General features: G+C 65.3%; 25 protein-coding genes and 2 pseudogenes. 16 read left to right on the top strand and 11 right to left on the bottom strand.

What is annotated here, in order from left to right; translation table 11 throughout:
- Window positions 1-8: 8 nt before the first annotated feature.
- Window positions 9-761, bottom strand: a complete 753-nt coding sequence (locus AB0L63_RS09860; RefSeq protein WP_364498156.1) for a lysophospholipid acyltransferase family protein — start codon at window positions 759-761, stop codon at window positions 9-11.
- Between the two features lie 100 nt (window positions 762-861).
- Between AB0L63_RS09860 and AB0L63_RS09855 the strand changes: the two genes are divergently transcribed.
- The 3 genes from AB0L63_RS09855 (at window position 862) to AB0L63_RS09845 (ending at window position 3,923) form a co-directional block, all read left to right on the top strand.
- Window positions 862-1,779, top strand: coding sequence for a hypothetical protein (locus AB0L63_RS09855; protein WP_364497297.1), 918 nt, complete (start codon window positions 862-864; stop codon window positions 1,777-1,779).
- Between the two features lie 42 nt (window positions 1,780-1,821).
- The gene (locus tag AB0L63_RS09850) at window positions 1,822-3,390 is read left to right on the top strand and encodes a Rieske 2Fe-2S domain-containing protein (protein ID WP_364497294.1); all 1,569 of its coding nucleotides are present in this window, start codon (window positions 1,822-1,824) and stop codon (window positions 3,388-3,390) included.
- 170 nt (window positions 3,391-3,560) lie between these two features.
- A complete protein-coding gene (locus AB0L63_RS09845; RefSeq protein ID WP_364497291.1) occupies window positions 3,561-3,923 on the top strand; it encodes a hypothetical protein in 363 nt (120 codons plus the stop codon).
- Between the two features lie 193 nt (window positions 3,924-4,116).
- Here the strand turns inward: AB0L63_RS09845 and AB0L63_RS09840 are convergent, their stop codons facing one another.
- The 3 genes from AB0L63_RS09840 to serS form a co-directional block, all read right to left on the bottom strand.
- Window positions 4,117-5,130 (bottom strand): DMT family transporter, encoded by a 1,014-nt coding sequence (locus tag AB0L63_RS09840; protein ID WP_364497289.1) that lies wholly within the window; start codon window positions 5,128-5,130, stop codon window positions 4,117-4,119.
- A gap of 125 nt (window positions 5,131-5,255) precedes the next feature.
- Complete coding sequence (locus tag AB0L63_RS09835) at window positions 5,256-7,043, bottom strand: bifunctional diguanylate cyclase/phosphodiesterase (RefSeq protein WP_364497287.1); 1,788 nt, start codon at window positions 7,041-7,043, stop codon at window positions 5,256-5,258.
- Window positions 7,044-7,231: 188 nt separating this feature from the next.
- On the bottom strand, window positions 7,232-8,494 hold the full coding sequence (gene serS, locus AB0L63_RS09830) for a serine--tRNA ligase (RefSeq protein ID WP_364497284.1): 1,263 nt from the start codon (window positions 8,492-8,494) through the stop codon (window positions 7,232-7,234).
- Between the two features lie 330 nt (window positions 8,495-8,824).
- Between serS and AB0L63_RS09825 the strand changes: the two are divergent.
- From AB0L63_RS09825 to AB0L63_RS09800, 6 genes and pseudogenes are all read left to right on the top strand, one after another.
- A pseudogene (locus AB0L63_RS09825) lies at window positions 8,825-9,064 on the top strand (aldehyde dehydrogenase); the annotation flags it as partial.
- Window positions 9,065-9,153: 89 nt separating this feature from the next.
- A complete protein-coding gene (locus AB0L63_RS09820; RefSeq protein WP_364497281.1) occupies window positions 9,154-10,293 on the top strand; it encodes a septum formation family protein in 1,140 nt (379 codons plus the stop codon).
- A complete protein-coding gene (locus AB0L63_RS09815; protein WP_364497279.1) occupies window positions 10,293-10,643 on the top strand; it encodes a metallopeptidase family protein in 351 nt (116 codons plus the stop codon). Before AB0L63_RS09820 ends, AB0L63_RS09815 begins: the two co-directional genes overlap by 1 nt.
- 168 nt (window positions 10,644-10,811) lie before the next feature.
- Window positions 10,812-11,123 carry a PE family protein gene (locus AB0L63_RS09810; RefSeq protein ID WP_364497276.1) on the top strand — a complete coding sequence of 104 codons (312 nt, stop codon included), beginning with the start codon at window positions 10,812-10,814 and terminating at the stop codon, window positions 11,121-11,123.
- A gap of 51 nt (window positions 11,124-11,174) precedes the next feature.
- Complete coding sequence (locus tag AB0L63_RS09805; RefSeq protein ID WP_364497273.1) at window positions 11,175-12,335, top strand: PPE domain-containing protein; 1,161 nt, start codon at window positions 11,175-11,177, stop codon at window positions 12,333-12,335.
- Entirely contained in the window at window positions 12,332-13,162 is an 831-nt protein-coding gene (locus tag AB0L63_RS09800) for an ESX secretion-associated protein EspG (protein WP_364497270.1), read from the top strand. The genes AB0L63_RS09805 and AB0L63_RS09800 overlap by 4 nt, the downstream gene beginning before the upstream one ends.
- A gap of 34 nt (window positions 13,163-13,196) precedes the next feature.
- Here AB0L63_RS09800 and AB0L63_RS09795 read toward each other — a convergent pair whose 3' ends face one another.
- From AB0L63_RS09795 to AB0L63_RS09785, 3 genes are read right to left on the bottom strand one after another with little or no spacing between them, the layout of a single operon-like run.
- The gene (locus tag AB0L63_RS09795) at window positions 13,197-13,859 is read right to left on the bottom strand and encodes a histidine phosphatase family protein (RefSeq protein ID WP_364497268.1); all 663 of its coding nucleotides are present in this window, start codon (window positions 13,857-13,859) and stop codon (window positions 13,197-13,199) included.
- Window positions 13,856-14,770, bottom strand: a complete 915-nt coding sequence (gene pheA / locus AB0L63_RS09790; RefSeq protein ID WP_364497266.1) for a prephenate dehydratase — start codon at window positions 14,768-14,770, stop codon at window positions 13,856-13,858. The genes AB0L63_RS09795 and pheA overlap by 4 nt, the downstream gene beginning before the upstream one ends.
- Window positions 14,771-14,780: 10 nt before the next feature.
- Window positions 14,781-15,221, bottom strand: a complete 441-nt coding sequence (locus AB0L63_RS09785; protein WP_364497263.1) for a hypothetical protein — start codon at window positions 15,219-15,221, stop codon at window positions 14,781-14,783.
- A 364-nt stretch (window positions 15,222-15,585) separates the two neighbouring features.
- Between AB0L63_RS09785 and AB0L63_RS09780 the strand changes: the two genes are divergently transcribed.
- From AB0L63_RS09780 to AB0L63_RS09765, 4 genes and pseudogenes are all read left to right on the top strand, one after another.
- Window positions 15,586-16,377: a CPBP family intramembrane glutamic endopeptidase gene (locus AB0L63_RS09780; RefSeq protein ID WP_364497260.1), complete on the top strand. Its 792-nt coding sequence runs from the start codon at window positions 15,586-15,588 to the stop codon at window positions 16,375-16,377.
- A gap of 108 nt (window positions 16,378-16,485) precedes the next feature.
- Window positions 16,486-17,868, top strand: a complete 1,383-nt coding sequence (locus AB0L63_RS09775; protein WP_364497257.1) for an LCP family protein — start codon at window positions 16,486-16,488, stop codon at window positions 17,866-17,868.
- A gap of 10 nt (window positions 17,869-17,878) precedes the next feature.
- Window positions 17,879-18,423, top strand: a pseudogene (locus AB0L63_RS09770) (ferritin).
- Window positions 18,424-18,494: 71 nt separating this feature from the next.
- Window positions 18,495-19,043, top strand: coding sequence for a ferritin (locus tag AB0L63_RS09765; RefSeq protein WP_364498154.1), 549 nt, complete (start codon window positions 18,495-18,497; stop codon window positions 19,041-19,043).
- Between the two features lie 284 nt (window positions 19,044-19,327).
- Here the strand turns inward: AB0L63_RS09765 and AB0L63_RS09760 are convergent, their stop codons facing one another.
- From AB0L63_RS09760 to AB0L63_RS09745, 4 genes are all read right to left on the bottom strand, one after another.
- Window positions 19,328-20,251, bottom strand: coding sequence for a DUF5926 family protein (locus AB0L63_RS09760; protein WP_364497254.1), 924 nt, complete (start codon window positions 20,249-20,251; stop codon window positions 19,328-19,330).
- A gap of 283 nt (window positions 20,252-20,534) precedes the next feature.
- Window positions 20,535-21,302, bottom strand: coding sequence for a glycerophosphodiester phosphodiesterase (locus AB0L63_RS09755; RefSeq protein ID WP_364497252.1), 768 nt, complete (start codon window positions 21,300-21,302; stop codon window positions 20,535-20,537).
- Window positions 21,299-22,327 carry a DUF4328 domain-containing protein gene (locus AB0L63_RS09750; protein WP_364497249.1) on the bottom strand — a complete coding sequence of 343 codons (1,029 nt, stop codon included), beginning with the start codon at window positions 22,325-22,327 and terminating at the stop codon, window positions 21,299-21,301. Before AB0L63_RS09750 ends, AB0L63_RS09755 begins: the two co-directional genes overlap by 4 nt.
- Before the next feature lie 94 nt (window positions 22,328-22,421).
- Entirely contained in the window at window positions 22,422-22,793 is a 372-nt protein-coding gene (locus tag AB0L63_RS09745; RefSeq protein WP_364497246.1) for a rhodanese-like domain-containing protein, read from the bottom strand.
- Between the two features lie 528 nt (window positions 22,794-23,321).
- Here AB0L63_RS09745 and AB0L63_RS09740 point away from each other — a divergent pair.
- The 3 genes from AB0L63_RS09740 (at window position 23,322) to AB0L63_RS09730 (ending at window position 25,650) form a co-directional block, all read left to right on the top strand.
- Complete coding sequence (locus AB0L63_RS09740; protein ID WP_364497244.1) at window positions 23,322-23,933, top strand: hypothetical protein; 612 nt, start codon at window positions 23,322-23,324, stop codon at window positions 23,931-23,933.
- A gap of 200 nt (window positions 23,934-24,133) precedes the next feature.
- Window positions 24,134-24,757, top strand: a complete 624-nt coding sequence (locus AB0L63_RS09735) for a superoxide dismutase (protein WP_364497242.1) — start codon at window positions 24,134-24,136, stop codon at window positions 24,755-24,757.
- Window positions 24,758-25,122: 365 nt separating this feature from the next.
- Window positions 25,123-25,650, top strand: coding sequence for a peptidase (locus AB0L63_RS09730; protein WP_364497240.1), 528 nt, complete (start codon window positions 25,123-25,125; stop codon window positions 25,648-25,650).
- Window positions 25,651-25,662: the final 12 nt, after the last annotated feature.

Raw genomic sequence — 25,662 nt, 5'->3', positions numbered from 1 at the left:
AGCTTCCCCTACAACGAATCCTTGGGCGCTTGGCGCGCCGCCTTCTCCTCGGCTTCGGCGGCATCCATGGCATCGGCCTCTTCGAGGGTAGGCGCAGTGCCGCCCAAACGTGCCGGTACCCAATACGCACCGGGTTCGTGCACATAGTTCTGCTGCAGATCCAGCAGCATGGCCTGCATGGTGCTGCGGAGTTGTGCGGTGAGATCAGCGGCGGGCTCATAGGGCTGGATCGGAGCGCCGACGGCAATGGAGATCGGAGTGTTGGTGCGGCCCAGACGCTTCGGGAAGCCCTTGGTCCATACGCGCTGGGCGCCCCAGATGACGATCGGGATGATCGGCACGTCCGCCTCGATCGCCATGCGCGCGGCACCGGATTTGAATTCCTTGATCTCGAAGCTGCGGCTGATCGTCGCCTCCGGATAGACGCCGACCAACTCACCCTTGCGGAGGTATTCGACCGCCGCCAGATACGACTCGGCCCCCGCGGACCGATCGACCGGAATGTGCTTGAGCGCCCGCATGATCGGGCCGGAGATGTTGTTGTCGAACACCTCCTTTTTGGCCATGAAGCGGATGTACCGCTTGGGAGTGCGCACCGGCAGACCCGCGTAGGTGAAGTCCATATAGCCGGTGTGGTTCACCGCGAGGACGGCACCACCGCGCACCGGAATATGTTCATCGCCCTTGACGCTGAACTTCAAACCTTCGACGAAGAAGACGGTACGGGCGAGCCCGATTATCGTCCGGTAGACGGGTTCCACAATTCCGCTAGCGTAGTCGCTGACTTTCTCATCCGGCAGAGCCGCCGCGACTGCGCGCCTCTGACCCATCGCTCAACGTCTACGAAAGAGGACCCTCGAAGTGGAACGCGCCCGCCCGATACCGCGTGAACGCGACTGGAAGGACCCGCGCGAACGCGACCGGAGAGGGCTGGTGGCCATCATGGGTGGTCTGGCGATGACAGGCGCCATCCTGCTTGCCGGCTGTGATTCCGTATCCGGTATTCCCGGCGATGAGCCGAAGCAAGCGTCGGCGCCGACCACCACCACATCGTCCGCGACGATGCCGACCACATCCACCAAGGTCTTGGCGGAGGCATACACGGTGCCGGTCGGTGAGGTTCCCGGCCTGTCCGGCGCGGCGGATGTCGCGGCCCGCTTCGGCGCTGTCTTGGCGGGCTCGACACCCACCGAACTGCGATCCACATGCTGGATGCTGGCTCCGGGCAATGTGGCCGATATGGCCAGCGAGCAGAAGGCGATCCTCAACGCACTGGCACGGCCCGCGACCACCACACAGAAAACCGTCACCTGGCAGAACGCGGGAACGACGGTCACCTTCGATCGAGACGAAGTCATGGCGGCCACGAAGAATTCGTCCCAGATCGTCTGCCCATGGGTGGCGCAGGACGGCGCCGAAGCCGGACCCGATGAGGCCGATGCCAGGCATACCGTGCGGCGCTATCTGGCTCGCTTGGTCGGCACCCCGCTCGATGCATCGGATAAAGAGGGCACATACCCGCTGGTCTGCAAGGCGAGTTCGGCGAACTGGGATCCCAACGGGACCGGCAGTCCGACAGCTCCGCCACTGGCCGACAACCCGGGCAGACTGACCGGAACCGCCAAATTCGCCGATCAGGAGATCGGCTCGGAGTGGCTGCGCGCGGGTTACGTCACAGTTCAGGTTCCGGTCACGAACTCCTCGGGTGTGACGCAGACGCGCACCTTCACCCTCACCGAGGGCACCGAGGGCTACTGCATCGGCGACGTTTCACCCTAACCACTACCCTAGGTGGCTGGTAACGGTCAGGAGGAGCAGCTCGTGCAGATCACCAGCGTCGGACACGCCGGATTCCACATCCGCACCGCGGCCGGATCGATCCTTTGCGATCCCTGGGTCAATCCCGCGTATTTCGGTTCGTGGTTCCCGTTTCCGGACAACACCCAGTTGGACTGGGACGAGCTAGGCGATTGCGATTTCCTGTACGTCTCGCATCTGCACCGCGACCACTTCGACGCGGCGCATCTGGCGCAGCACGTCAATAAGGACGCGACCGTGCTGCTGCCGGACTATCCGGTGCCGGATCTGAAGCGCGAACTGGAGAAGCTCGGCTTCCACAAGTTCTTCGAAACCGAGGATTCGGTCAAACATCGGGTGAGCGGACCCGACGGCGAGATCGACATCATGATCATCGCGATGCGCGCACCCGCCGACGGTCCGATCGGTGACTCCGGGCTGGTCGTCTCCGACGGCGAGACCACCTGTTTCAATATGAACGATGCCCGTCCGGTGGATATGGATGTGCTGCACGACGCATTCGGACAGATCGATGTCCATCTGGTGCAGTACTCGGGCGCGATCTGGTATCCGATGGTCTACGACATTCCGGCACGGACCAAGTCGAATTTCGGCAAGCAGAAACGTCAGCGCGGAATGGACCGGGCACGCAGCTATATCGAGCAGGTCGGCGCCACCTGGGTCGTGCCGTCGGCCGGTCCGCCGGTATTCCTCGACGACGAGTTGCGCTACCTCAATGACGATCGCCGAGGCGCGGGAAGCGATGGGGGATTCGACGCCGGCGAAGGCAATATCTTCCCGGATCAGACCGTATTCCTGGAACAAATGAAAATCCACGGCAACGAGGGCGGAATCCTGATGATTCCGGGTTCGGTCGCCGATGTGCGCGGTGCGGAACTGTCGCTGACCCATCCGTTCGAGCCGGGCCTGATCTATGACAACAAGGCCGAATACATCGAGCTGATGGCGCAGCGGCTCGCGCCGGTGCTGGCGGCCGAGAAGGCTTCGTGGGCAACGGGTGACGAGTCGTTGCTGGAGCCGCTGCGGGCGCTGTTCGAGCCGATCATGAAGCAGAGCGAGCTGATCTGCGACGGGATCGGCTACCCGGTCGGACTGGTTATCGGTGCCGAAACCGTGGTGCTGGACTTCCCCATGCGCGCGGTACGCGAGCCGATCGCGGGTGAAGGCAAGTACCGTTACGGCTTCCGGATAGCGCCGGAGCTGGTGCGTACCGTGCTGCGCGATAATGAGCCGGACTGGGTGAATACCATCTTTTTGTCCACTCGATTCCAGGCCTGGCGCATCGGCGGCTACAACGAATTCCTGTACACCTTCTTCAAATGCCTCACCGATGAGCGGATCGCCTACGCGGACGGTTGGTTCGCCGAGGCGCACGATGATTCCTCCTCAACCGAATTGGCCGGCTGGGAAGTCCAGCGCCGCTGCCCACACCTGAAGGCGGATCTGTCGAAATTCGGCGTGGTCGACGGAAATACCCTCACCTGCAATTTGCACGGGTGGCAGTGGGATCTGGAATCCGGGCGGTGCAAAACCTCCAAGGGGCATGAGCTGCGCTCGCGCAAACTCGTCTGACCCCGGGGGCTTCAGCCGGCTCTCGGTCGTTTCTGAAATTCGAGGCAATCCGGCCGCTGACGTGTGTTGCGACCTGCCGTGCGCTCCTAGAATCAGGAGCGTCGGGGAATAGCAACGAGTTCGACGATCGACGGGTCGATCCGCGCGACGACTCGCCGGAAGAAGGCACCATGATCACCAACAAAGCGCGCGGCAACACCACGCGCCGACTACTTGCAGAATTCGCACTGATCGGGGTGGCGACGGTGGTTCCGATGACGGCAGCGGGAGCTCCCGCCATGGCAATACCGACGCCTGGACCCGGTGTAGTACAGACCGATGACAACGGCAGCTTCGGCTCCGGCAGCTTCGGCTCCGGCAACGAGTGGGACAGCTACGACAACCAGTGGACCGACTCTGCCAAGCCATGGCACGGCAATCCGTGGCACGGCAATCCATGGCATGGCTTTGGCAACCCATGGCACGGCAACCCGTGGAAGGGCTGGGGCAACTTTGGGTGGTTCTTCCCTCCGGGCTGGTTCGGCAGCAGCTAACCCAACGAATACGAGCACCGCGAGCTAGAGCTCTCGGCGTTGTCGACCACTACGGTCACCGCGCTGGGCTCCATATCCGGACACATGTCGTCGAACGAGGCCGCAAACCCCACAAGTGCGACAACCTGGCCATTGTGCCGGGAGACCAGCGCCGAATAGCCGACGGGCCTGTCGGAACTGAAGTGTCGGTGGGTCAGGTTCGTGAGTGGGTGGCGATTATGACGGCGATGAAGGTCAGGGTGCAGCCGAGTGCCGCGGTTGGGGAAAGGCCGGCGCGGGTTGGGGTGAGGAGGTCCAAGGCGATCGAGGCGAGGAGTTGGCCTGCGACCGAGGTCAGGCCGAGCAGCAGGACACCGATCCAGCGGACGGTGATGGCAGCCAACGCAATGAAGGCGACGCCGATTAGTCCGCCCAGGTAAAGCCATGGCTCCCTGGGGAATTCGGTCGGCCAGCCCGTGCCGACCAGGATGCCGGCCTCGATCGCGAACAGCGCCGCGGTACCAATGCCGAAGTTCACCAAGGCGGCGGAGAACGGGCCGCCGACCGCGCCTACGCAACCGTTGACCGCCTGCTGCCAAGCCAGTCCGATTCCGGCCAGCGCGGGCAGGAGGATCAGCACAGCGGTGGGACCGGTGCGCAGCCATTCGGGCACCGCCGCGGATCCGACCGGCGCGCCGGACCGTCCGGCCGCGGCGAGACCCACCGCGACCATGGCCAGCGCCGCGCCGCCGACACGCGAAACCGTGACCGGAGTGCGGCCGTTCGGCGCCAGCCCGAGCCGATCCACCACCAGACTGCTCAGCAGTTGGCCGCCTACCGTGGCAACGGTGAAGGCCGTGACGCCGATCGCGGCAACAGTAAGCCCCTGGCACGCAACGAAGAACGCACCACAGAGCCCACCCAACAACTGAACCGGCCGCAGCTCAGCACTGGCCACCGCCCGCCGCACCCGCACCAACCCGTCCCGCAGCCGCCGACTGACCGCGAATGCGATCAGCAACACCACCAGACCGAGGCCGAAACTGATACAGGCAGCCGCGATCCCATCCTGCAACCGCACCCCCAACGCCCCATTGATCCGGCCCTGCACCGCCACCCCGCCCCCGATGCAGAACCCGAAGGCCAACCCCACCTTCGCCCGCGCCACCATCCCCGCACGGTACCGCCACCCCCGCAACTCCCGACCGACCCGCGACACATCGGCCATTCGAGGCATTGCTTACGTCAGCCTGACGACCTGCCCCGAACCCGTCAAGCGGTTTCCCGGACGGCACCACAACACACAAGCCCGCCCTCGGCCGGAATCCACACCTACGCACAGACCGGCCGTGCTCAGCCGAGTGGCAACCACCCGTCGGCGGTATGCAGGTCACCGTCGCCGAGTTCCCGATCACTGGCCCCGGGGCCGACTCGCCCCTGATGCTCGTTCAGATCGGTGATCAGTTCCGAAACCGGGTGCGAATCGCTGTAGTGGTAGCCCTGGGCCAGTGCGAAACCGAGTTCGGTCAGCACCGCGGCCTGGTATTCGGTCTCCACGCCCTCGGCGATCACCTGCAGGTCCAGTGCACTGCTCAGTGCGGCGATCACGCCGAGCAGCGGCGGCGCGGGCGAGTCCGAACGGATCGCGGCGACGAAGGACTGGTCGACCTTGATAATGTCGCTGGGCAGGGTGGCGAGCCGGCTCAGCGACGAGTAGCCGGTGCCGAAGTCGTCGATCGCGATGCGCACCCCGCGCTCGCGCAGGATGTGCAGATTGCCAATGGCTGTTTGGGATTCGGCCGCCAACTCGCTCTCGGTCACCTCGAGCACCAGTTGGTCGGCGGGCCATCCGGTGCTGGCCAGGATACTGGCGACGCGGTCGGCATAACCGGCCTCGGCCAGTTCCAGGCCGCTGACATTCACGTTCAGCGTCAGGTCGAGTTGCGCGAAGGTCTCCTGCAACCGGGCCGCGTCGGCACAGGCCCGGCGCAACACCAGCTCGTCCAGATCGGCGATCAGGTCGTATTCCTCGGCAACTCGGATCAGCCCCTCGGTGGTGACATCGGGCTGCGCACTCGACGACCAGCGCAGCAGCGCCTCGACACCGACCGCTTTGCCGCCGCCCTCGGTCAGGCTGACGATCGGCTGGTAGTGCACATCGAGCGCGCCGCGGTCGATCGCCTCGCGCAACTCGACCGCCAGCGGCAACTGTCGCGACGACTCCAGCACCGTCCGGTTGCGCCCCGCCTGCTTGGCCCGGTACAGACCGACATCGGCCCGACTCACCAGCAACGAACCCGACTCACCCTGCTGCCAGGAGGTGACACCTGCCGAACATCCGGTGGTCACCGATGCCCGCAACTGCTCGGTCAGCAGAATCGCGGCCTGCTCGGTGGTATTCGGCAATAGCAGCGCGAAGGCGTCACCGCCGTAGCGGGCCAGTCGCTGATCGGGTGCGAGCAATTTCGACCAGGTGTCGGCGACCCGTTGCAGGACTGCATCGCCCGCACGCTGGCCGAGGTGATCGTTGATCTTACGGAAGCGGTCGAGGTCGACCAGCACCAGCGCCAATCCCTGACCGTTGCGAGCGGCGGTTTCGATCGCGCCGTTCAATGCCCGGTCGAAACCACGCCGGTTGAGCAGGCCGGTGAGTACATCGATATCGGCCTCGGAGGCCATTCGGGTCAGAACGCCGACCACCACACCGACGCCGAAGGTCACCCCCGCCGGAATCAACCCGGACCACCACGGTAATGCGGGATGTACCGGCCGCATCGGCATCACCCACAGGCACATGGCCATCGCGAAGGCGATATGGGCGAATGCCTGTGGCCACGCGAAGAACAATGCCGCGTCACAGGCCACGAAGACAAAGAAGGAGGCGAGACCGATCGCGCCGACGGTATTCGGAAACGCGTATACCGCGATGGTCACCAATACCGTCGCGATCGCGACATAACCATGATGAATCCCATGCGGCAACTGCGGACCCCAGCCGAGCAGGCTGAGTCCGAGCAGCAGCGCCACCGCGGCGGCGATACCCACCAGCGTTCGATTACCTTCGCTGCCCGAGGCAACTGCCGTGATCAGCAGTCCGAGCGCGCCCCCCATGACATAGAAGGCCCCGGTTGTCCGGGACATGACCATTGCTGTCGCCAACGCAGACGCGGCCCGCACCCGCGTTCGGGTATCGCCGCGAGACCCGATTTCTCGCACGGGGAATAGCCTAGACATAACGATTACCTGCAGTTGTCACATCCCGCGAATCCGGCATGGCGAACCTCTAGCTATTTACCTGTAGGTAATGTGGGCCGGGCCATTTCGATGTCCTATCGCGATGGTGTAAGCACCTCGGTCCCGACGAACGGCACGAGCGCGGCGGGCACCCGCACCGAACCGTCGGCCTGCTGATGATTCTCCAGAATCGCCACAATCCAGCGGGTGGTCGCGAGCGTACCGTTCAAAGTGGCTGCGATCTGCGGCTTTCCGTTCTCGTCGCGATACCGCACGGCGAGGCGGCGGGCCTGGAAAGTGGTGCAGTTCGAGGTCGAGGTGAGCTCGCGGTAGGTCTGCTGGGTGGGCACCCACGCCTCGCAGTCGAATTTGCGGGCGGCCGAACTGCCGAGATCGCCCGCGGCGACATCGATGATCCGATAAGGCACCTCGATAGCCGCGAGCATGTCCTGCTCCCAGGCGAGGAGGCGCTTGTGTTCGGCCGCGGCCTCCTCGGGTGTGGTGAACACGAACATTTCGACCTTGTCGAATTGGTGCACCCGAATGATGCCGCGGGTGTCCTTGCCGTAGCTGCCCGCTTCGCGCCGGAAACACGACGACCAGCCCGCATAGCGCTTCGGGCCGGCGCTCAGGTCCAGGATCTCGTCCGAGTGGTAGCCCGCCAGCGGCACCTCCGAGGTGCCGACCAGATACAGCTCGTCCTCCTCGAGGTGGTAGACCTCGGCGCTGTGCTGGCCGAGGAATCCGGTACCGGCCATGATCTCCGGACGCACCAACACCGGCGGAATCATCATGGTGAACCCATTGGCCACCGCCTGCTGCGCGGCGAGTTGCAACAGACCGAGCTGCAGCAACGCGCCGTAACCGGTCATGAAGTAGAAGCGCGCGCCCGAAACCTTCGCCCCGCGCTCCATATCGAAGAGACCGAGCGATTCGCCGAGCTCCACATGGTCCTTGGGCTCGAAGTCGAATTCCCTTGGCGTGCCGATGGTTTCGAGCACGATGTAATCGTCCTCGCCGCCCGCGGGGGCACCCTCCTGGACGACATTCGAGATGGCACGATGCGCGGCGGCCATATCGGCGTCGGCGGCGTGCTGCGCGGCCTCGGCCTCCTTGACCTTCGCCGACATCTCCTGCGCCTGTTCCAACAGGACGGGCCGTTCCTCCGGGGTCGCCCTGCCGATCCGCTTGCCCATCGCCTTGTGCTCGGCACGCAGGTTATCGGCGGTGGCCACCGCCGCACGACGTGCCGCGTCCGCCTCGAGCAGCGCGTCGACGAGGGCGGGGTCTTCGCCGCGGGCACGCTGCGAGGCGCGAACCGCGTCGGGGTTGTCCCGCAGGAATCGGAGGTCGATCATGGGTGACCAGCCTAATGGTCGCGTCATCGAGCGGCGACGCCGCAATAGGGTAGGTGCCCGGATTGGGCGTGAAACCGCAATTCGACTTCCTCCCTGCGTTCGAAGGCGGGGATTGCGACCCGTCACACGGGTTGGTGCGGTAATACCTCACGGATTCCCGCTGGTTCCTGCTTCACAGACCGCCGAACGACGAGGGCTCCACAAACTGTGACCGCCAGCCCGGCGGCCAAAATATTCTTGGCGGCGTTCACATCCGCGTTCTCACTGTGCCCGCAACCGGTACACCGGAACACCAAGCCGGAGTCCGCCCGCGCTATGTTGCACCCCGCAGTCGGCGTGGTGCACAACGGACGCCTTCCTGCTCGACGATGTGGAGCGCACGGTGGTGCGCGGACCGTTCCGGCCGTTGCCCGGTCGCTGCTGCGCGGCGAGCTGACGCTGTCGCCGAACCCGCCGTGGTTCGTCGACAACGCGACCGCGGCCGCGACCGGACCTAAGCTGACCGAGTTCTTCGCGACCGCCAATCCGGTGCGCCTGCCCGGCCTGTTCCTGTCCGCGTTCCGCGGATGACGCGCCTCGCATGGGTTCGACCGGGGCGCTTCGGATCGATTCGGCCAGGTCGTGGCACCAGCGATCGGACGCTGACATGATGGGTCGCGATGTCTGTTGAAGATGTGACCATGGACCCGCACGAATCCGAGTCGCCCTCGGGCGAGTGGTCGCGCGCGGAATCGTTCCCGCGGTCGGTGATCATCGACCGCGACGTCGTCGCTGACGGCAAGCTGCATCTGTCCGCGCCGAAGCTGCGCTGGGTACTACTCGCCGCGGCGGCCGGCGCCGTCATCATCTCGTTGGTCGGCCTGTTCATCACCGGCTACGACAACAACAAGGGCCTCGAGGCGCACAATCCGGCTTCGCCCGGACAGACCGCTCTGGACAAGGAGTTCGGCACCGCGGCCAAGGGCGATTGCCTCAGCTGGAGCAAACAGGACCGCGGCGATCTGGTGAAGGTCGCCTGCTCCAACAAGCATCTGTTCGAGGTCGCGGCCGATATCGATATGTCGAAATACCCCGGCGTGGAATTCGGTCCCGGCTCACGCTTTCCGGACTCGTTGCGGCTGACCGAACTCAAGGAAGAGCACTGCACGCCCGCGGTCGAGCAGTATCTGAACAGCAAGTTCGATCCGCGCGGCCGGTATGTGGTCGGCCTGATGTACCCGAGTCCGGACGGGTGGAAGCACGGCGACCGAACACTGCGCTGCGGACTCCAGTTCTCCGGCAGTACCGGCACCCCGCTGCCGACCAACGGCGCCGCCGCCGAACACGATCAGTCCAAGGTCTTCGAACCCGGAACCTGCCTCGGCATCAATCAGAATCTGCCTTCCGATCCGGTGGATTGCGCGCAGGCGCACGCGGTCGAGATCGTGTCCACCGTCGACCTCGGCCCGCACTTTTCCGGCGCCCCGCCCGCAAAAGACGACCAGGACAAGTTCATGGAGGACGAGTGCGCCCGAGCGACCAACGACTATCTCGGCTCACCCGACGCGGTGCGCAATAAGACGCTCACGGTGTTCTTCGACTATCTCGACGCGCGGAGCTGGCTGGCGGGCAGCCGCAAATTGGACTGCATGATCGGCAAGGGCACCGACCGTGAGGGTTTCGCGCCGATCACCGGAACGGCGAAGGGCGACATCCTGATCAACGGCCAGGCTCCGGTGCCGCCGCCGAACTCCGGTCGCTCGACGCCCGCCCCGCTGCCCGGCGCCGCGCCGCTGCCACCGCAGCCGCAACCGCGCTGATGGCGGTGACCATGTCCGCGGATCGGTTCGAGGAACTGGTCGGCGATGCGCTCGATCTCATTCCGCCGGAATTGACCCGTGCCATCGACAATGTGGTCGTGCTGATCGAACCGCGCAATACGGAGGATCCACATCTGCTCGGGCTGTATCACGGAATCGCGTTGACCGAGCGCGACAGTCACTACGGCGGTTCCCTACCCGATACCGTAACCATCTATCGCCAGGCGATTCTCGACATCTGCGGCGATGAGCGCGAGGTCGTCGAGGAGGTCGCGATCACTGTGATCCATGAGATTGCACACTATTTCGGCATTGACGAAGACCGGTTGCATGAGCTGGGATGGGGCTAGTCTTATCCAAGCTGTGATCGTGCTCGGCTCGACGAGCGTGAAACCAGCACGGACAGCCGGAACAAAATTGGGGGATTCGATGGAACCGATCGCGTTGCCGTCGCGTCCTATCACTCGAAGGGGGAATTCTCGTGGTTCCGCCCCACAGCCACTAGAAGGAGTCGAGTCATGGTTGGACATGTACTGATCTCGCCCGAGGCCGTTCTCGCCGCAGCGGCCGAACTCGATCTGGTCGCCGAGCGGCTGTCCGCGGCGTCCATGATCACCGCGCCGGCGACGCACGTGATTCCATCCGGTACCGAAGAGGTGTCGCTCGTGGCCGCCAGCCACTTCAACCAGGGCGCGGCTAGCCACGATCATGCCGTCGCCCAGGGCATTCTCGAACTGCACCATGCTGCTCAGACACTGCGAATGCAGTTGGCTCAGCACATCGCCGGCGACGTCGTGCGCGCCGCCGGAGTCAACGCCATTCAGATCTAGCCCGCACCGCCGTCCTCAACCACCATTCAGACATTCAGGGGAGTTACAAGCATGGTTGCAGGAGTAACCGGGGTCCTGTGGATCGCCCGGCCATCCGAAATCAACTCGGCCACACTTCATGCGGGCGCACACGCGGTCCCGATTTCGGCCGCCGCTACCGCTTGGGGCGGACTCACCACCGCCTGGGTGGACGCGACGACCACCGTTGCACGCGTCATGGCCGAACTGGGCGTCGGCATGCAGGGTGTCAACGGTCTCGCCGCGCTCGGCAAACTGACCGGATTCCTCGGCTGGTCCGAACAGCAGGGCGTGCAGGCGGCGGCGATGAGCGGCAAGGCCGCGGCGAACGTCATCGCTTACGGCGTTGCCGCGCTCGCGATGCCGAGCCCGCCCGAAATCGCGGCCGTCAATACCGCATTGGTCGCCGCGGCGAACCCGCCCGGCGCGCTCAGCGGCGCCTATGAGGCCGCCGAGGTCGCCAGGCACGCAATGGATATCCGCGCGGCCATGGTTATGGATACCTATGAGGCGGCGACCTCGGCGATGGTGGCGACACCCGCCGAGTTCATGATGCCGCCGCCCATCGCCGCGGGTGCGGGCCAGGCCGATCCGAACGGGACCGCCGATGCCGCGTTCGAAGCGCCCACCGACCCGATCTCGACGGCGGTCGCCGCCGTGCAGGCTTTCGTGTCCAACCCGGGTGTGGCCAGTGCCGCCACGCAGGCCGCGCAGGCAGTGGGGTCGGTTGTCAGCACCGGTGTGTCGACGGTCGGCAGTGTGGCGAGCAATGCGGTCGCCACGGTGGCGAGCGCGCCGATGGCGACCATGGCTCCGATGGCGATGGGTGGCGCGATGGGTGGCACGATGGCCGCGGCGGGCGGTGCTACCGCGACCCGTGCGGTCTCGTTCTCGGGCACCTCGGCCGGTGTCGGTAACGTCCAGCTCAAACTGCCGGAGGGCTGGGGGACGGGCAGCGTGACCGGCGGCAACACCGCGACTGCGGGACCCGAGACAGTCGCATCTGTCGACGCCACACCGGCCCGGTCGATCAGCAACAGCGCGGGCAACCCGCTGCTGGGAAACCAAGCCCGCGACGACGAGGACGACGAGGATGAGCACGACAGCAAGGTGGACCTGCGATCCGATCACTTCGCTGATGGCCGCTACGCCGCCGATGGCGTGATCGGTGCCCACGCCGGGACGGTTGAGTGACCGTCCTCGGTACCAATGGTGGGCCGTCCGCACTCGAGGCGGTTGTGCTGTCGCTCGACGAGGTCCAGTTTCTCCGCGAGAAACTGGACCTCGATGACCTACCGGTTGTGCTGAACGCATACGCCCGCTTCGATAGCGTGCCCGCGCATCAGGCGGCCATGGCCACCGCGGCCGAGTCGCTCGAACAACGAGACCTGCTGATCGACGGCGGGGTTCAGCCCGACTTGGAGGACCGACTCCGGGTGCTGAACCGACCGCACTGGATCGTCGCCATGCGGCTGATCGTCAACGGGTACGTGAGTCGTTTCTGTCTGGCCAAGGGCGATGACCTTTCCGTCGTCGCCCTTCGCGGGCAGGACTCTTATGTGATCGACGAAGTGGGAATTGACCTGGCCGGCACCGTGATAGCGGCGCTCGGCACCGCCAAGCCACTCGAGCTCTACGGCATGAACGCACCGACCGAGGAGCTTGCCACGATCTTCGAGGACGTCGGCGATACCACTGCCACCGCCGACCGACTCGCAAAGGTCGGCAAACCCGCGCAGGACGCGCAAACCCTCGCCTCGGCCGTGGTCGAAATCCATTCGCATGCTCAGATCACCGCCGTGCGGTACGGGGACGGCACCCGCGACATTGTCGACAACCACATCGCTGTGTTCAACACCCGCAACGGGCGATTCATCTCGACGGCGAGCGTGGCCGACGACGGCACCAAGTGGTCGTCGCTGGCCAGCGGTACTCCGGCCCGCCTACGCACCGCCGTGGAGGATCTGATCCATTCCTTGCCGGAGCGGGAAGAGTTTCCGAGGCATCCGACATTGTCCTGAGGATCGGGCGGGACGCACTGTGCCCCAAGGGAATTCAGCCCATGGGGTCGTCGGCAGTCGGCGATGCCTTGTAGGCGAAGGGTGGGGTGAAGCGGCCCCAGCGGATGCATTCCCAGCCGCCGACGGGGCGCGGGACGAGTTCGATGGTTTCGGTGTTGTCGAGGTGGTTGTTCGTGGTGAACGGCGGTGCCACGCCGCTGAGGTTGCGGGATACCAGGCGCATGGCGGCACCGTGGTTGACCACCAGGATGTCGCCGTCGCTGCCGTCGGTCAGGTATTTGGTGCGCAGGTCCTCGATGACCGGCAGGAAGCGGGCCAGCACGTCGTATCCGGATTCGCCGCCGGGGACACGCTCGGCGAGGTCACCTTCGTGCCACGCGCGGTAGATCCGCTGGAAACACGAATGGGCTGCTTCGGTGTTCAGGCCTTCCAGTTCGCCGACCTGAACTTCGTGGATGTTATCGAGCACCTCGACCGGTACGCCGGTCACCGCCTCGACGTATCCGGCGGTCTGTCGGGCCCGCAGCGCGGCCGAGCAGAACAACGCCTTCGGCGGCCTCAGCAGACTCGAACCGAATGTTTTCGCTTGGGCCGCACCACGTTCGGTGAGCGGTAGCCCCGGGATACGGGTATCCAGGATCTTGGCGACGTTGCCTTCGGTCTCGCCGTGCCGGACGAGTATCAATCTGCCGGTCATAGGTCGGCCTCCCCCTTACGCAACTGGGTCAGCCACTCAGCGGCCGGTTCATCTGACGGCGGCGGGGTTCCGGTAGCCGAGGTCGCGGGCCAGGAGCCGAGGAAACGGATCCGCGCCGTGCGATGCAGTGCCTTGAGTGCCTCGGCGACCGCCGTGTCGTCGATATGCCCGACGCAGTCGAGGTAGAAGCGGTAGGTGCCCATACCGGTTCGGGTGGGCCGGGATTCGATTCTGGTGAGATCGATACCGCGCGTAGCGAATTCGGCGAACGCACGCATGAGGGAACCCGGTTCGTTGGGCAGCTCGAGCACGATCGAGGTGCGATCCGCACCGGTTGCGGGCGGCGCGACGCGCGGGCGGGTTACCAGCACGAAGCGGGTGACCGCCTGGTCATGATCGGCGACACCCGACGCCAGCGCCGTCAGACCGAGGCGTTCACCGGCCAGCGCGGTGGAGACCGCGACATCCGCGCGACCGGCCAGGACATCCTCGGCGGCAGCCGCATTCGAGGCCGAGGTGTACAGCTCGACATCCGGCAGCGTGCGCGATATCCAGAGCCGCACTTGCGCCCCGGCGACCGGATAGGCGGCCAAGGTACGAACATCCGCGAGTTCCGTCCCCGGCTTCGCCAGAATCGCGAAGCTCACCTCGAGTTCGGTTTCGGCGATGATCTGCAACCGCGGACCGATGGCCAGCGAATCCAGGGTCGCCGAAATGGAGCCCTCGACCGAACTTTCGATCGGCACGACGGCACCCTCGACATCACCGGACCGAATCAGGTCCAGGGCCGCACCTTGACTGGGCGCGGCAATTCGCTCGACCGGTCCGTCGAAGGCTTGCAAGGACTCGAGTTCGGCGAGGGCCATCTCGGTAAAAGTTCCGGACGGCCCGAAGTACGCGATTCGCGGCACGGTTACGACATTACTTGCGTGCGCGGAGGATGCTCAGAGTTCCAGCCAGATCGTCCGGCGCATCGGTTTCGATCGCCAGCAACACGCTGCGCGCCGCCTCGACCGCAGGTGGCTTCAATGAGGTCAGGAACGCGATATCGGGCCGGGCCAGCGCCGCCCGAACATCCTCACCGCACAACGCCGCAACCGTTCCCGCAACGATAGCCAGCGCTCGCTCCCCATCGGACGTGCGCGCAATGAAGCCGCCATCCGAGTGTGCGAGCTCAACCAGAAAATCGGCGACCTCCCGATCGGTCACATCGGCGTCCAGCACCCGAACGCCCGCCGCCGCAGTCCCCACCGCTCGAACCAGCCCCTCGTCCAAACTCCGCCGCGCCGCCGATGGCGCCGCCAACGAAAGCAACACCGGCTCCCCCGCCACCCCATGCGCCGCCTGCACGCCATCCGCCATACCCCCACCGTAACCATGCCTGTCCACCACCTACTTCCCGAACCCACCTGTTCACCCCACCCGCCCGCTCACACGCATCCACCTACTCACGCCGGTCCGACACGCCTACCTGCGAAGCACGGGGTGGCCGGGACGTGCGCCGGTGACGTGCTGCCGTCGGGAGGGGGTCGAAAGTTGAGGATTGTCGGGGAGCGGTTGCCGAAAGCAGAGGTGCCACCTGGCTTAGGTTTACCTAATTTCACTCCGCAAACGGTCAGAGCGACCGGACCTGAATAGACGGCGGGGCTCCGCCTCGAACCGCCGATCAGTACGACGCGACACGCACCGCACCCGCCGGTTCGGCGTGGGCAATAGATTCGGACGCATGCGTGCTGAGACCGGTCCCGGGTGGGACGAGCCCGAGCTGACCGATCGGGAGCGGCTGGGGATTCGGCTCGAAATCCTGGTCGTGCTGATGGTGACATTCGGGCTGAGTGGGTTGAATGCGGCGCTGGCGTTGCTCGAGAGCGCGCTGTCGCCCGGCGGGGTGGGCGGGCAGACCGTCGCACTGAATCCGACGCGGGCGGCGCAATCCACTATCGACCTGTTGTTTCAGCTGCTCAGCGCGTTGCGACTGGTCGGATGGGCGGCGCTCGGGCTGTACCTGTTGTGGCGCAGCGGGATCGGGCCGCGGTTGATCGGATTGGCCAGGGTCCGTTGGCGTTCGGATGTGCTGCCGGGACTGATCCTCGCGGCGGTCATCGGGCTACCTGGGCTCGGGCTGTACTTGACCGCGCATGCGCTGGGATTCAGCGTGACGATCGTGCCGAGTTCCCTCCGTGACCACTGGTGGCGGTTGCCCGCACTCATCCTGTCCGCGTGTGCGAATGCGGCGGCCGAGGAAATCCTGGTAGTGGCCTATCTCATAACCCGACTGCGCAGGCTCGGCTGGTCGGAGAACCGGTCGCTGCTGGCCTCGGCACTGCTGCGCGGGAGCTATCACCTGTATCAGGGCTTGGGCGGTGGGCTCGGCAATCTGGTCATGGGGGTGATTTTCGGCCGGTTCTGGCAGCGCACCAACCGACTCTGGCCGCTGGTGCTGGCCCACGCGACGATCGATGCGGTCGCCTATATCGGCTATACATTGCTACGCGGTCACGTTTCGTGGTTGCCGTAACCCCGCGGGTCCGCAGGGCGAATTTATTGGCAAGCGCTTACCCGAGCGCGCCAACTTCGGGCCGCTCGTCAAGCCTCCTGACGGCCCTCGAACAGTAGAGTCTGTGTGATGAACGGCGACGACCCCCAGCGCTACGAGCGGACGCGCCGGGTGCAGCACCCCTTCGGAAATCCCGGTGCGCCGTCCATGCCGCCGCAGCGGCGCGAGCCCCATCCGCCGGGGCGGCGCCGACCCGGTCCGAACCCGAGGCATATCGACCCCACCAAGGTCATCCGGCGCGACGGGTCGGATTACCCACCGCCACTTGCGTATTCGCAGGTACCGCCCGAAACGCGAAGGCCGCCGAGCAACTCCCGACCGGCCCATGCGCCGACTCAGCAGCCGCAGCGGCACCACACGGCCCAGCCGCGCGGCGTCCCCGGCTATGCGCCGCCCCAGCAGCCGGTTCCCTATCACGAACCGCGGAACCGGCGCCGCGCAGTACCCCCGCCGCCGCCCTCCTTACCGCCGTCGCGCCGCGAACGCGAACCTCGCCCGCCGCGCCGCCGTCGCAAACTGCACCCGTTCCGGTGGTTCCTAGTGCTGTTGGTGGTTTTGGTTCTCGCGGTGGTCGGCGCCGTCATCAAACTCGACGGTTCGCTCAATCGGATCGACGCACTGACCAAATACTCCGACCGCGTCGGCGACACCCCGGGGGCGAACTGGCTGCTCGTCGGCTCCGATGGCCGGGCCGGCCTCACGCCCGATCAGGAACAGGAACTCGCCACCGGTGGTGAGGTCGGACCCGAGCGCACCGACACGATCATGCTGGTGCACATTCCGAAATCGGGTAAGACCACGCTGGTCAGCCTGCCGCGCGACTCGTACGTGAGCATTCCGGGCCACGGCAAGAACAAGCTCAACGCCGCTTTCGCCTTCGGCGGCGCACCGTTGCTGGTGCAAACCGTCGAAACCGCCACGGGCGTGCATATCGATCACTACGCGCAGATCGGTTTCGGTGGCTTCGCCGGGATCGTCGATACCCTCGGTGGCATAGAAGTCTGCGTGCCCAAGGCCATCGACGATCCGCTCGCGGGCATCAATCTGCCTGCCGGCTGCCAGACCCTGAACGGTCCGCAGGCATTGGGTTTCGTCCGCAGCCGGGCAACCGCCCTCGCGGATATCGACCGGATGAACAACCAGCGCCTGTTCATGGCCGCCCTGCTGAAGAAGGCGACCAGCGGGGGCACGCTGGCAAATCCGTTCACGCTGTGGCCGCTGGCGAGCGATACCGCGAAATCGCTGAAGGTCGATAAGGGCGATCACATCTGGAATCTCGGCCAGCTCGGCTGGGCGATGCGCGGCGATACCGTGGCGACCACCGTCCCGATCGGCGGCTTCACCGATACCGATAGCGGAAATGTATTGCTGTGGGATAAGCAACGTGCGAGTCAATTCTTCGACGATCTCGCGAAGGACCAACCGATCCCGGACGATCTACTGACGCGGTAGCGTCGGGCCTATGCCCGATACCGAATCCGACGAGCGGTTCCCGGACCTGCTGCGCGACCAGATTCGTCGTGGCTTCACCGCCTCGCAGCAGTATCTGGCGGCGGCGGTGTACTTCGATTCGAATCGCCTGCCGCAGTTGGCCAGGCACAGCTACGGCAAATCCGCCGAGCACCGCTCGCACGCCCTATGGTGCAGTACCTGCTGGACCGCAATCTGGAGGTACGGATCGGCGGCCTCGACGACGTGCGGTCCACCTTCGAATCACCGCGCGGCGCAGTCGTTTTCCTGCTGGAATCCGAGCGCGCCCGCAATGCGCAGATCACCGAATTGGCCGGCAGCGCGCGGGCCAGCGGCGACTACCTCGGCGAGCAGTTCATCCAGTGGTTCCTCGAGGAACAGGTGGAGGATGTCGCTGGCATGACCACCCTGCTGACCGTCATCGACCGTGCCGCGGGCGATCTGTTCGACGTCGAGGAGTTCATCTCGCGCGAGCTGCGCACCACACCGCGCGCCGCCATTTCCGCTCCGAAAATGGCGGGCGCGAGTAAGAATTAATTAGGCAACACTAGCCTCAATAAGGCTGCACTTGGATGACACGCACCATGACCAGCGCTAATGTCGCAAGTATGGCCAGCCATCCGGACACATCGCACAGCAAATTTCATGGTCTGCTCCACGATCAGATCCGGCACGAATTCACTGCCGAGCATCAATACATCGCGATCGCGGTGTGGTTCGACAATGCGGATCTGCCGCAGCTGGCCAAGCGTTTCTATGCACAGGCGGTCGAAGAGCGTAATCACGCGATGATGATCGTGCAGTACTTCCTGGACCGGGATATCAGCGTCGAGATTTCTGGTATCGCCCCCGCGAAATCGCAATTCGAGAATGCGCGCGAACCGATCGCGCTGGCCCTCGCGCAGGAAAAGAATGTCACCGACCAGATCATCCAGCTGGCGAGCACCGCCCGCGAAGAGGGTGATTACCTGGGTGAACAGTTCATGCAGTGGTTCCTGAAGGAGCAGGTGGAAGAGGTCGCCAATATGACGACCCTGCTCACCATCGCCGATCGCGCCGGGTCGAACCTGTTCGACCTGGAGAATTTTATCGCTCGTGAAATGAATGCTCCGCGCGATACTGCCGGTGCTCCGTCCGCCGCGGGCGGCATCATTTAATTCAGGACTGGCGAATCAGGGCCGGCTCGTCGCGACGAGCCGGCCCTGTCGCTGTGAGACAGACGGGGCCGCGACCCCGCAGTCCGCATATCGGATTATGCGGCACTCAACGAGCTGAGCAGCGTCCTGAGCAGCGTCAGAATGATGTCCATGATGGTCCTACTTTCCTCATCTTCGGTGAGACTTTCGCTCACCACCACCAGCTTTCGGTGATGCAGAGAACCTAACCGAGCAATGATCAGAAAGGAGGGTGTTTCACAAAATTCTTCGTGATTTTTTTGAAATCACCGCAGGGTGACCTGACGCGACCGCAGCCCGTCTCGCGAGCGGCGCTCGTCGGCCGACAGCGGAGCATCATCGGCCAGCACCGCCGCCAGGCGTTCCCCGAATTCGATCGCCGGTTTGGTCCACTCGCTGGCATGCGATTCCGGATCCAGGTCGAAGACCGGCACCAGCAGGCCATGCGTGCGGAACGAACCCGCGAAACGGGAGCCATCGCCGAGATGCAGTCCGCCCGACGCATGCAAGCGCGCCAGCGCCAGCATCAGATCGTCCTCGTCCTCCGGGCGCACCCAGCGCAGATGCGCCTTATCACCGGCATCGACCCACCAGCCCGCACCAATCGAATCGGGGCCGAGTTCCAGTCGCGCGGACGGCATGATCGCCTGTTTGGCCTGTTCGATGGTCGCGGCGATCTGCGGATCGGGCTGCACACCCTCGGGCACCCACCAGTCGAAGTCCTGGTGCACGGTCAGTTCCAGCTGTGCGTCCGCATCGATCACATCCGCCAATCGTGGTCCGCCTGCGGCACTTTCGGCCGTGGTCAGCGATTCGCCGGGTTCCGCGGACTGCGTCCACAGGATCGCCGCCGCGATATCGGCGGCCGGATCCGGACCCTGGAATTGCACCTGTGTGGCGACGTATCCGGTCGGCCGCTCGCCCGCCCGCACCAACCCGGCGACCGCGCCCGGCAACACCGTGGCCAGCACGACGGAACGCTCCGCCGCGATCTCGGGCGATAGCCGCAGTGTCGCGGTCGCCGACGGCACGAATTCGCGCAGCGCGACCAGATCACACTCCGCGGCCAGTCCTTCGAACGGACGCGCACCGGCCTGCGCCGCCTGCAATTCCAAGGCCGCCCGCCGCTCGGCGAGACGCTGGGCCCGGTTCCCTCCGGGCTTCGGACTATTGCGCTTGCTTTTACTCACGGCAGGTCAAACTACAGTGTCACGGTGTTGGACTCGCAGCCCGCGGCGCTGCGTGTTCGCAGCCCTGTTCTCGGCCCCGCGTGCGCGGTATGTCCACGGCCCCTGACGTTCCGTTACCGAGCCGTCGAGACCCGCCGGAGCGGGGAGGGAGTTCGACCCCGGAGCGAGTCCCGCGCGCACGTCCCGACGGCTCGAACATCGCTCGGCGGTCGTGGGCTGCGGGCTGCGGGCTGACCGATCACACCGCACCGCTGCGAAACGGCGTGGGCCGAGCCGCGTCGACTCAGGCGGGCGTGAGCAGGGCCTTGGTGCGGGCGGGGTGATTGGTGGCGACCCAGCTGACGCCGAGGTCGGCGCATAGGCGCACATCGTCGGGGTCGTCGACGGTCCAGCAGTAGGTGGCGCGGCCTGCGGCGGCGGCCTTGTCGACGAGGTCGGGATGGTCGCGCAGGGTTTTCACCGACGGACCGACGGCGGTTGCGCCGACCGTGGTCGCGGCACCGCCGCCCAGGTAGCGCGATGATTCACCGAGCAGGACCGTCGGCAACAACGGTGCGGAGCGACGGATCCGCCAGACCGCGGTGGCCGCGAAGGACATGACGACCGCGCGGGAATGATCGGCTGAAGCGGGGGTGGCGATGCTGAAGCGCTGGAGTTCGGCGAGCAGCTTGCTCTCCACCAGCGCGCCGTAGCGCACCGGATGCTTGGTCTCGATGAACAGCTTGGTCGGCCTACTGCGCCAATCGAGTACCAGCCCGATCAATTCACTGAGGGTGAGCACCGATGCGGGTGCGCCGTCGGCCCCGAAGTCGAGTCCCTTGAGTTCGTCCAGGGTCATTTCGCTGACCAGTCCGGTGCCCGACGAGGTCCGGTCGACGGTGCGGTCGTGCACGCAGACCAAGTGCCCGTCCTTGGTCAGCCGGACATCACACTCCACACCATCGGCGCCCTCCTGTAGCGCTAGCTCATACGCGCCGAGCGTATGTTCCGGGCGTGCCGCGGAGGCACCCCGGTGCGCGACGACGAATGGTGCGCGACTGCCCTGGCTCACTTGGCCAAAACCTCCTCATGCTCGCGGTGCGGTGTATTTGTTTCGGGCGCGACCGGCTGCGTCGACGCGCCGCCACCCGGCTGCACCGGTTCGATAACCGGTACCGCCGGATCGACGGCGATCACCCACCGGCGCGCGAACCTGGTGCGGCCGAACAGGTCACGACCCGTCATCGACCGCTGCACCCAGAGGCTCAGCACCGCGACCCCGGCCGCGACCAGATCGGTGAACGCGGTGAACAGCACCCCATCCGCCTTGGCCTGCAAGGTATCCGCAGTCCGCCACAGCAGTGCCGCGACCGTGCAGCCAGCGCCGAGCACCCAGCCGACCCACCAGATGCGCACGGCCCGCAGTGTCCGGGAATCCGGACGCACGGCGACCGCCTCGGTGAGAAAGACGCCGGGCCACAACAGATTCACCACCGGTGTCAGACAGCCGAGCACGAGCGTCCGGACCAACCGCGGGTCGCGGCGGCCGACCGTGGCGAAGGCGGCCCGCCGCGTTTCGATCAACCAGCCGAGCATCGCGATCGCGGTGATCAACCCCAGACCGAGGCCGACCAATGCGGAAAGCCACACCATGGCATCGGAGATATGCAGCAACCACGGCGGAATCAGCCGGGTGCGATTGCGGAGCAGAATCAGATATCGCCCGAGTTCGGCGCAAGCGGCGACCGCGAAAACCGCCGCGGTCGCGATCAGTAGCGCACCGGCCCTATTGGTCAGCCGGTCCAGCGGCCGTTGCGGTGCCGGCGCGGACTCGACCGGCGGATCCAGCAGGCCCCAGCGCGGAATCTGCTGGTAGCGGGGTGTTTCCACGGATGGCCGCGGCCGACCCGAGCTCAGCTTGCGCGTGCGCCGATCGGGGCGGCGTGCCACCCACCGGTAATTGCGCCGCTCGGCGGGGGCATCGATGGGCGCCGGTGACAACAGCACACCACGGCACCGCGGACACCAATGCATCGGCGTCGTCTGCACGGCCCAGCGCGCGCCACAGCGCGCACAAGGTTGCACCACCGTACTCACGGTGTCTCCCCTGCGGCATGCCCGGGCAGCACGTGGTTACGCAGGCGGCCGCCTCCGGGCCTGACGTTCATGCCGCGTACCCCTCTCTCTAGCCTCAGTAGATCTTCGCCTGATGATCGCCGTCCGCAACCAATGGTCGCCCCACCCGCTGCCACGCCACCATGCCACCGCTGACATTTACCGCGTCGTAGCCGATGTGCGCCAGGTACTTGACCACCTCGATGGACCGGCCACCCTGGCGGCAGATCACGTACAGCTGGGCGTCGTAATCCAGCTCGTCGACGCGGGCGGGCACGTCGACCATCGGAATGTGGATCGCCGCCGGTGCGTGTCCGAGCTGCCATTCGTCGTACTCGCGCACATCGAGCAGAATCGCCGCCGGGGCGTCCGCCGCGACACGCTCGGTCTTATCGAATTCGTCCGGTACGGCTTCCACCGGCACCGACGACACTTCGGGGCTCGTCACGCCTCGATCCTGCCATGGGTGGCGCACCACCGGGGAGTTCCGGCCCCACGATGCGGTTGCCCCACGGGCACTTCACGGCCTCGACATCGGCACGCTACCTCGGGTATGTTCTGTGCCTCTGGATCCTGTCCGATGCCCCGCTCCGGGGTCGCTTGTGCATATCTCGATCGTAGTTATCCACATAATCCACAACTTGATCCACAGGGTCCAGCTATTGAACAGCACACTGATCACACGCTGAGGTTGTCGAGCAGCTGCCGATCTACGAGGGACGATGCACTGGACCCCGCATCAGTCGGGCGAGCCAAGCAGATTGCTGAAACGGTCGCGGCACGAACGACCGATCCGAGACTCCCCTCCTTGCCATCCCGGAGCGGTCATTCGCCGCCACTTCGGGATCTGCGGCTGTGCAGCTCCCGATATCTACTTGGACGCCGCTGATGGCCGATCGGTTCCCCCGAAAAACGACAACACCGGCCGATAGCTGAAATACCGGGTTCCTACAGGTGCTGTCGGTAGCCTGAATGCATGAACGTGAGCAGGGGGCTACTCGACGGAATGGATACGGCAGCACTCAACACAGCACTCTCCGAGGCCACATGCCTAGGCGTGGACGTCGATACAGCGAACGCACAACTGAGCCTCGACCTGGAAGTTCTGACGCTTCCGGCCGAGGAAGCCGCGCCCGAGGACTATCGCGTGCAGCTGACTTGCACTGGTGTCAGTCGAGTCGCAGCCTCACTGCGCATGCAGGAGTGGGACGATCTGAAGGCCAGCGTGCTGCCACTACAACTGGACAAGCTCGACGCGGCCATCCGTAGCTTCGGCGGCGGTCGACTGCACGGCTGGGAATTCATCGATGTAGACGACAGTGGCTGGGTGCACTGGAGTGAACTACTCAGCTTCGACACCCAGATCGACTCGCGCGTCTCCGCGCACGTACTCGAGTTCTCCCAGGAGGAGGGCATCGATCCGCGTGAACTCGATGTGCGGGTGTGGTTCGACGACATCATGATTCACGACACCAACGGCGCCGAAATCCCGCTGCAGCAATTCATCGCAGGTGGGGTGCGCTGGTGGGCGGCGCACGACGCGGGCGACCCGCGAACAATGCGCGCAGGAATCGTGCCACAGCTGTAGCGCCACTCGTAGCCGCACATTCGGTCACCCCGGGTGTGTGGTCGTATTTCAGGCACCCGGTCCGGCCGGACAGCCGCCCTGCCGCATGCGACGGAATGTAGGGGCAAGAGGCGCGGTTGCAAACGAGCGGGTGTACGAATGATGGTTGAGTGTGCTCGAGACAGCGGGCACACACGGCCCGACATCAGGAAAGGGACATCGTGGCTCAGTACACGTTGCCAGATCTGGATTACGACTACAGCGCCCTGGAGCCCCACATCTCCGGGCAGATCAACGAGATTCATCATTCCAAGCACCACGCTGCCTATGTCGCTGGCGCCAACTCCGCACTGGAGAAGCTCGAGGCCGCACGCGAGGCGGGCGACCACGGCGCGATCTTCCTGAACGAGAAGAACCTGGCCTTCCACCTGGGTGGCCACGTCAACCACTCGATCTGGTGGAAGAACCTTTCCCCCAATGGCGGTGACAAGCCGGTCGGCGAGCTGGCCGCCGCGATCGACGACCAGTTCGGTTCGTTCGACAAGTTCCGTGCGCAGTTCACCGCTGCGGCCAACGGTCTGCAGGGCTCGGGCTGGGCGGTGCTCGGCTATGACACCCTCGGCCAGAAGCTGCTGACCTTCCAGCTCTACGACCAGCAGGCCAATGTGCCGCTGGGCATCATCCCGCTGCTGCAGGTCGACATGTGGGAGCACGCCTTCTACCTGCAGTACAAGAACGTCAAGGCGGACTACGTGACCGCGTTCTGGAACGTCGTCAACTGGGAGGACGTGCAGGAGCGCTTCGCCCGCGCCATCGGCCAGGCCAAGGGCCTCATCTTCGGCTGAGTTCGATAGCAGCGCCTCCGGCGCTGCGTGTTCGCGGCCTCTTTGTTGCTTGGGTCCGAGCCGTCGAGACTCGCGCCTGTGGCGCATGTGCTTCGAGGACTCGGCCCCCAACTGGGCCGCGCTTCGCTCGAAACATAGTGTGACGCTGATGCGGTCGCGTGCCGGGGTATCGAACGACCCCTGGCTACGCTCACCACCGAGCATCCACAAGCTCGTGGGCATTACCGCTGCCCACGAGCTTGTTTCGGTTTGTCCACTTAGCACTCTTTGGTACTTGTGTGCCAACTGAGTTGTGGCGCATTCTCTCCGAATCCACAGTTCGAGGACGGGCAACACCGCCCCCGGTTCCACGACGGGAGGCAATCATGCCTACGAATGGCCCCATCGGCATCACGCCGTTCCATGCCCGCGGATCGCTGCGCGGGTTCATCATCTCCGGACGTTGGCCCGACACCACCAAGGAATGGGCGCAGGTATTGGTGCTCGCTGTGCGGGTGGCCTCGTTTCCGGGCTTGCTGACCACCTCGACCGTCTTCGGTGTGCGCGAGGAGCTACCGGATGATCCGGAACCCGGCACCGTCGGGCTGGTCCTCGCCGAGGGACCGGTGCTCGGTGACCAGGCGCTCGAACCCGGCCGATTCGCCGACCACGTGCCACCGGCACTGTTGATGCTGCATCCGCCCTCCGAGACCCGGCCCTCACTACCGGAATGCGTCGGTGTCGCATCGGGTTGCGTACTCCTGCCCGGCGTCCCACATCTGGGACTGGAACATCGAGCAGCCTGGGCCGAAGCCGAATCCGACGGCACCGTCACCTCGTTGGTCAGCCGGGTCGGCCTCGACCCCATCAGCGACCCCGACACCGCCGTCCTGGCCATGCTCCTGGCTGCCTGAACCGTCGCACTG

Source organism: Nocardia sp. NPDC051990, from assembly GCF_040680755.1.
Classification (GTDB): Bacteria; Actinomycetota; Actinomycetes; order Mycobacteriales; family Mycobacteriaceae; genus Nocardia.
Note: the sequence above shows the minus strand (reverse complement) of the source record. Positions and strands in the feature narration are given on the sequence as shown.

What these genes read in the sequence shown, in the direction of transcription:
- AB0L63_RS09740 (WP_364497244.1), top strand. Translation starts at nt 23,322, where the DNA reads ATGAACGTGAGCAGGGGGCTACTCGACGGAATGGATACGGCAGCACTC.
- AB0L63_RS09820 (WP_364497281.1), top strand. Translation starts at nt 9,154, where the DNA reads ATGTCTGTTGAAGATGTGACCATGGACCCGCACGAATCCGAGTCGCCC.
- AB0L63_RS09795 (WP_364497268.1), bottom strand. Translation starts at nt 13,859, where the DNA reads ATGACCGGCAGATTGATACTCGTCCGGCACGGCGAGACCGAAGGCAAC.
- AB0L63_RS09780 (WP_364497260.1), top strand. Translation starts at nt 15,586, where the DNA reads ATGCGTGCTGAGACCGGTCCCGGGTGGGACGAGCCCGAGCTGACCGAT.
- AB0L63_RS09805 (WP_364497273.1), top strand. Translation starts at nt 11,175, where the DNA reads ATGGTTGCAGGAGTAACCGGGGTCCTGTGGATCGCCCGGCCATCCGAA.
- AB0L63_RS09785 (WP_364497263.1), bottom strand. Translation starts at nt 15,221, where the DNA reads ATGGCGGATGGCGTGCAGGCGGCGCATGGGGTGGCGGGGGAGCCGGTG.
- AB0L63_RS09730 (WP_364497240.1), top strand. Translation starts at nt 25,123, where the DNA reads ATGCCTACGAATGGCCCCATCGGCATCACGCCGTTCCATGCCCGCGGA.
- AB0L63_RS09840 (WP_364497289.1), bottom strand. Translation starts at nt 5,130, where the DNA reads ATGGCCGATGTGTCGCGGGTCGGTCGGGAGTTGCGGGGGTGGCGGTAC.
- AB0L63_RS09775 (WP_364497257.1), top strand. Translation starts at nt 16,486, where the DNA reads ATGAACGGCGACGACCCCCAGCGCTACGAGCGGACGCGCCGGGTGCAG.
- AB0L63_RS09810 (WP_364497276.1), top strand. Translation starts at nt 10,812, where the DNA reads ATGGTTGGACATGTACTGATCTCGCCCGAGGCCGTTCTCGCCGCAGCG.
- AB0L63_RS09835 (WP_364497287.1), bottom strand. Translation starts at nt 7,043, where the DNA reads ATGTCCCGGACAACCGGGGCCTTCTATGTCATGGGGGGCGCGCTCGGA.
- serS (WP_364497284.1), bottom strand. Translation starts at nt 8,494, where the DNA reads ATGATCGACCTCCGATTCCTGCGGGACAACCCCGACGCGGTTCGCGCC.
- AB0L63_RS09765 (WP_364498154.1), top strand. Translation starts at nt 18,495, where the DNA reads ATGGCCAGCCATCCGGACACATCGCACAGCAAATTTCATGGTCTGCTC.
- AB0L63_RS09845 (WP_364497291.1), top strand. Translation starts at nt 3,561, where the DNA reads ATGATCACCAACAAAGCGCGCGGCAACACCACGCGCCGACTACTTGCA.
- AB0L63_RS09815 (WP_364497279.1), top strand. Translation starts at nt 10,293, where the DNA reads ATGGCGGTGACCATGTCCGCGGATCGGTTCGAGGAACTGGTCGGCGAT.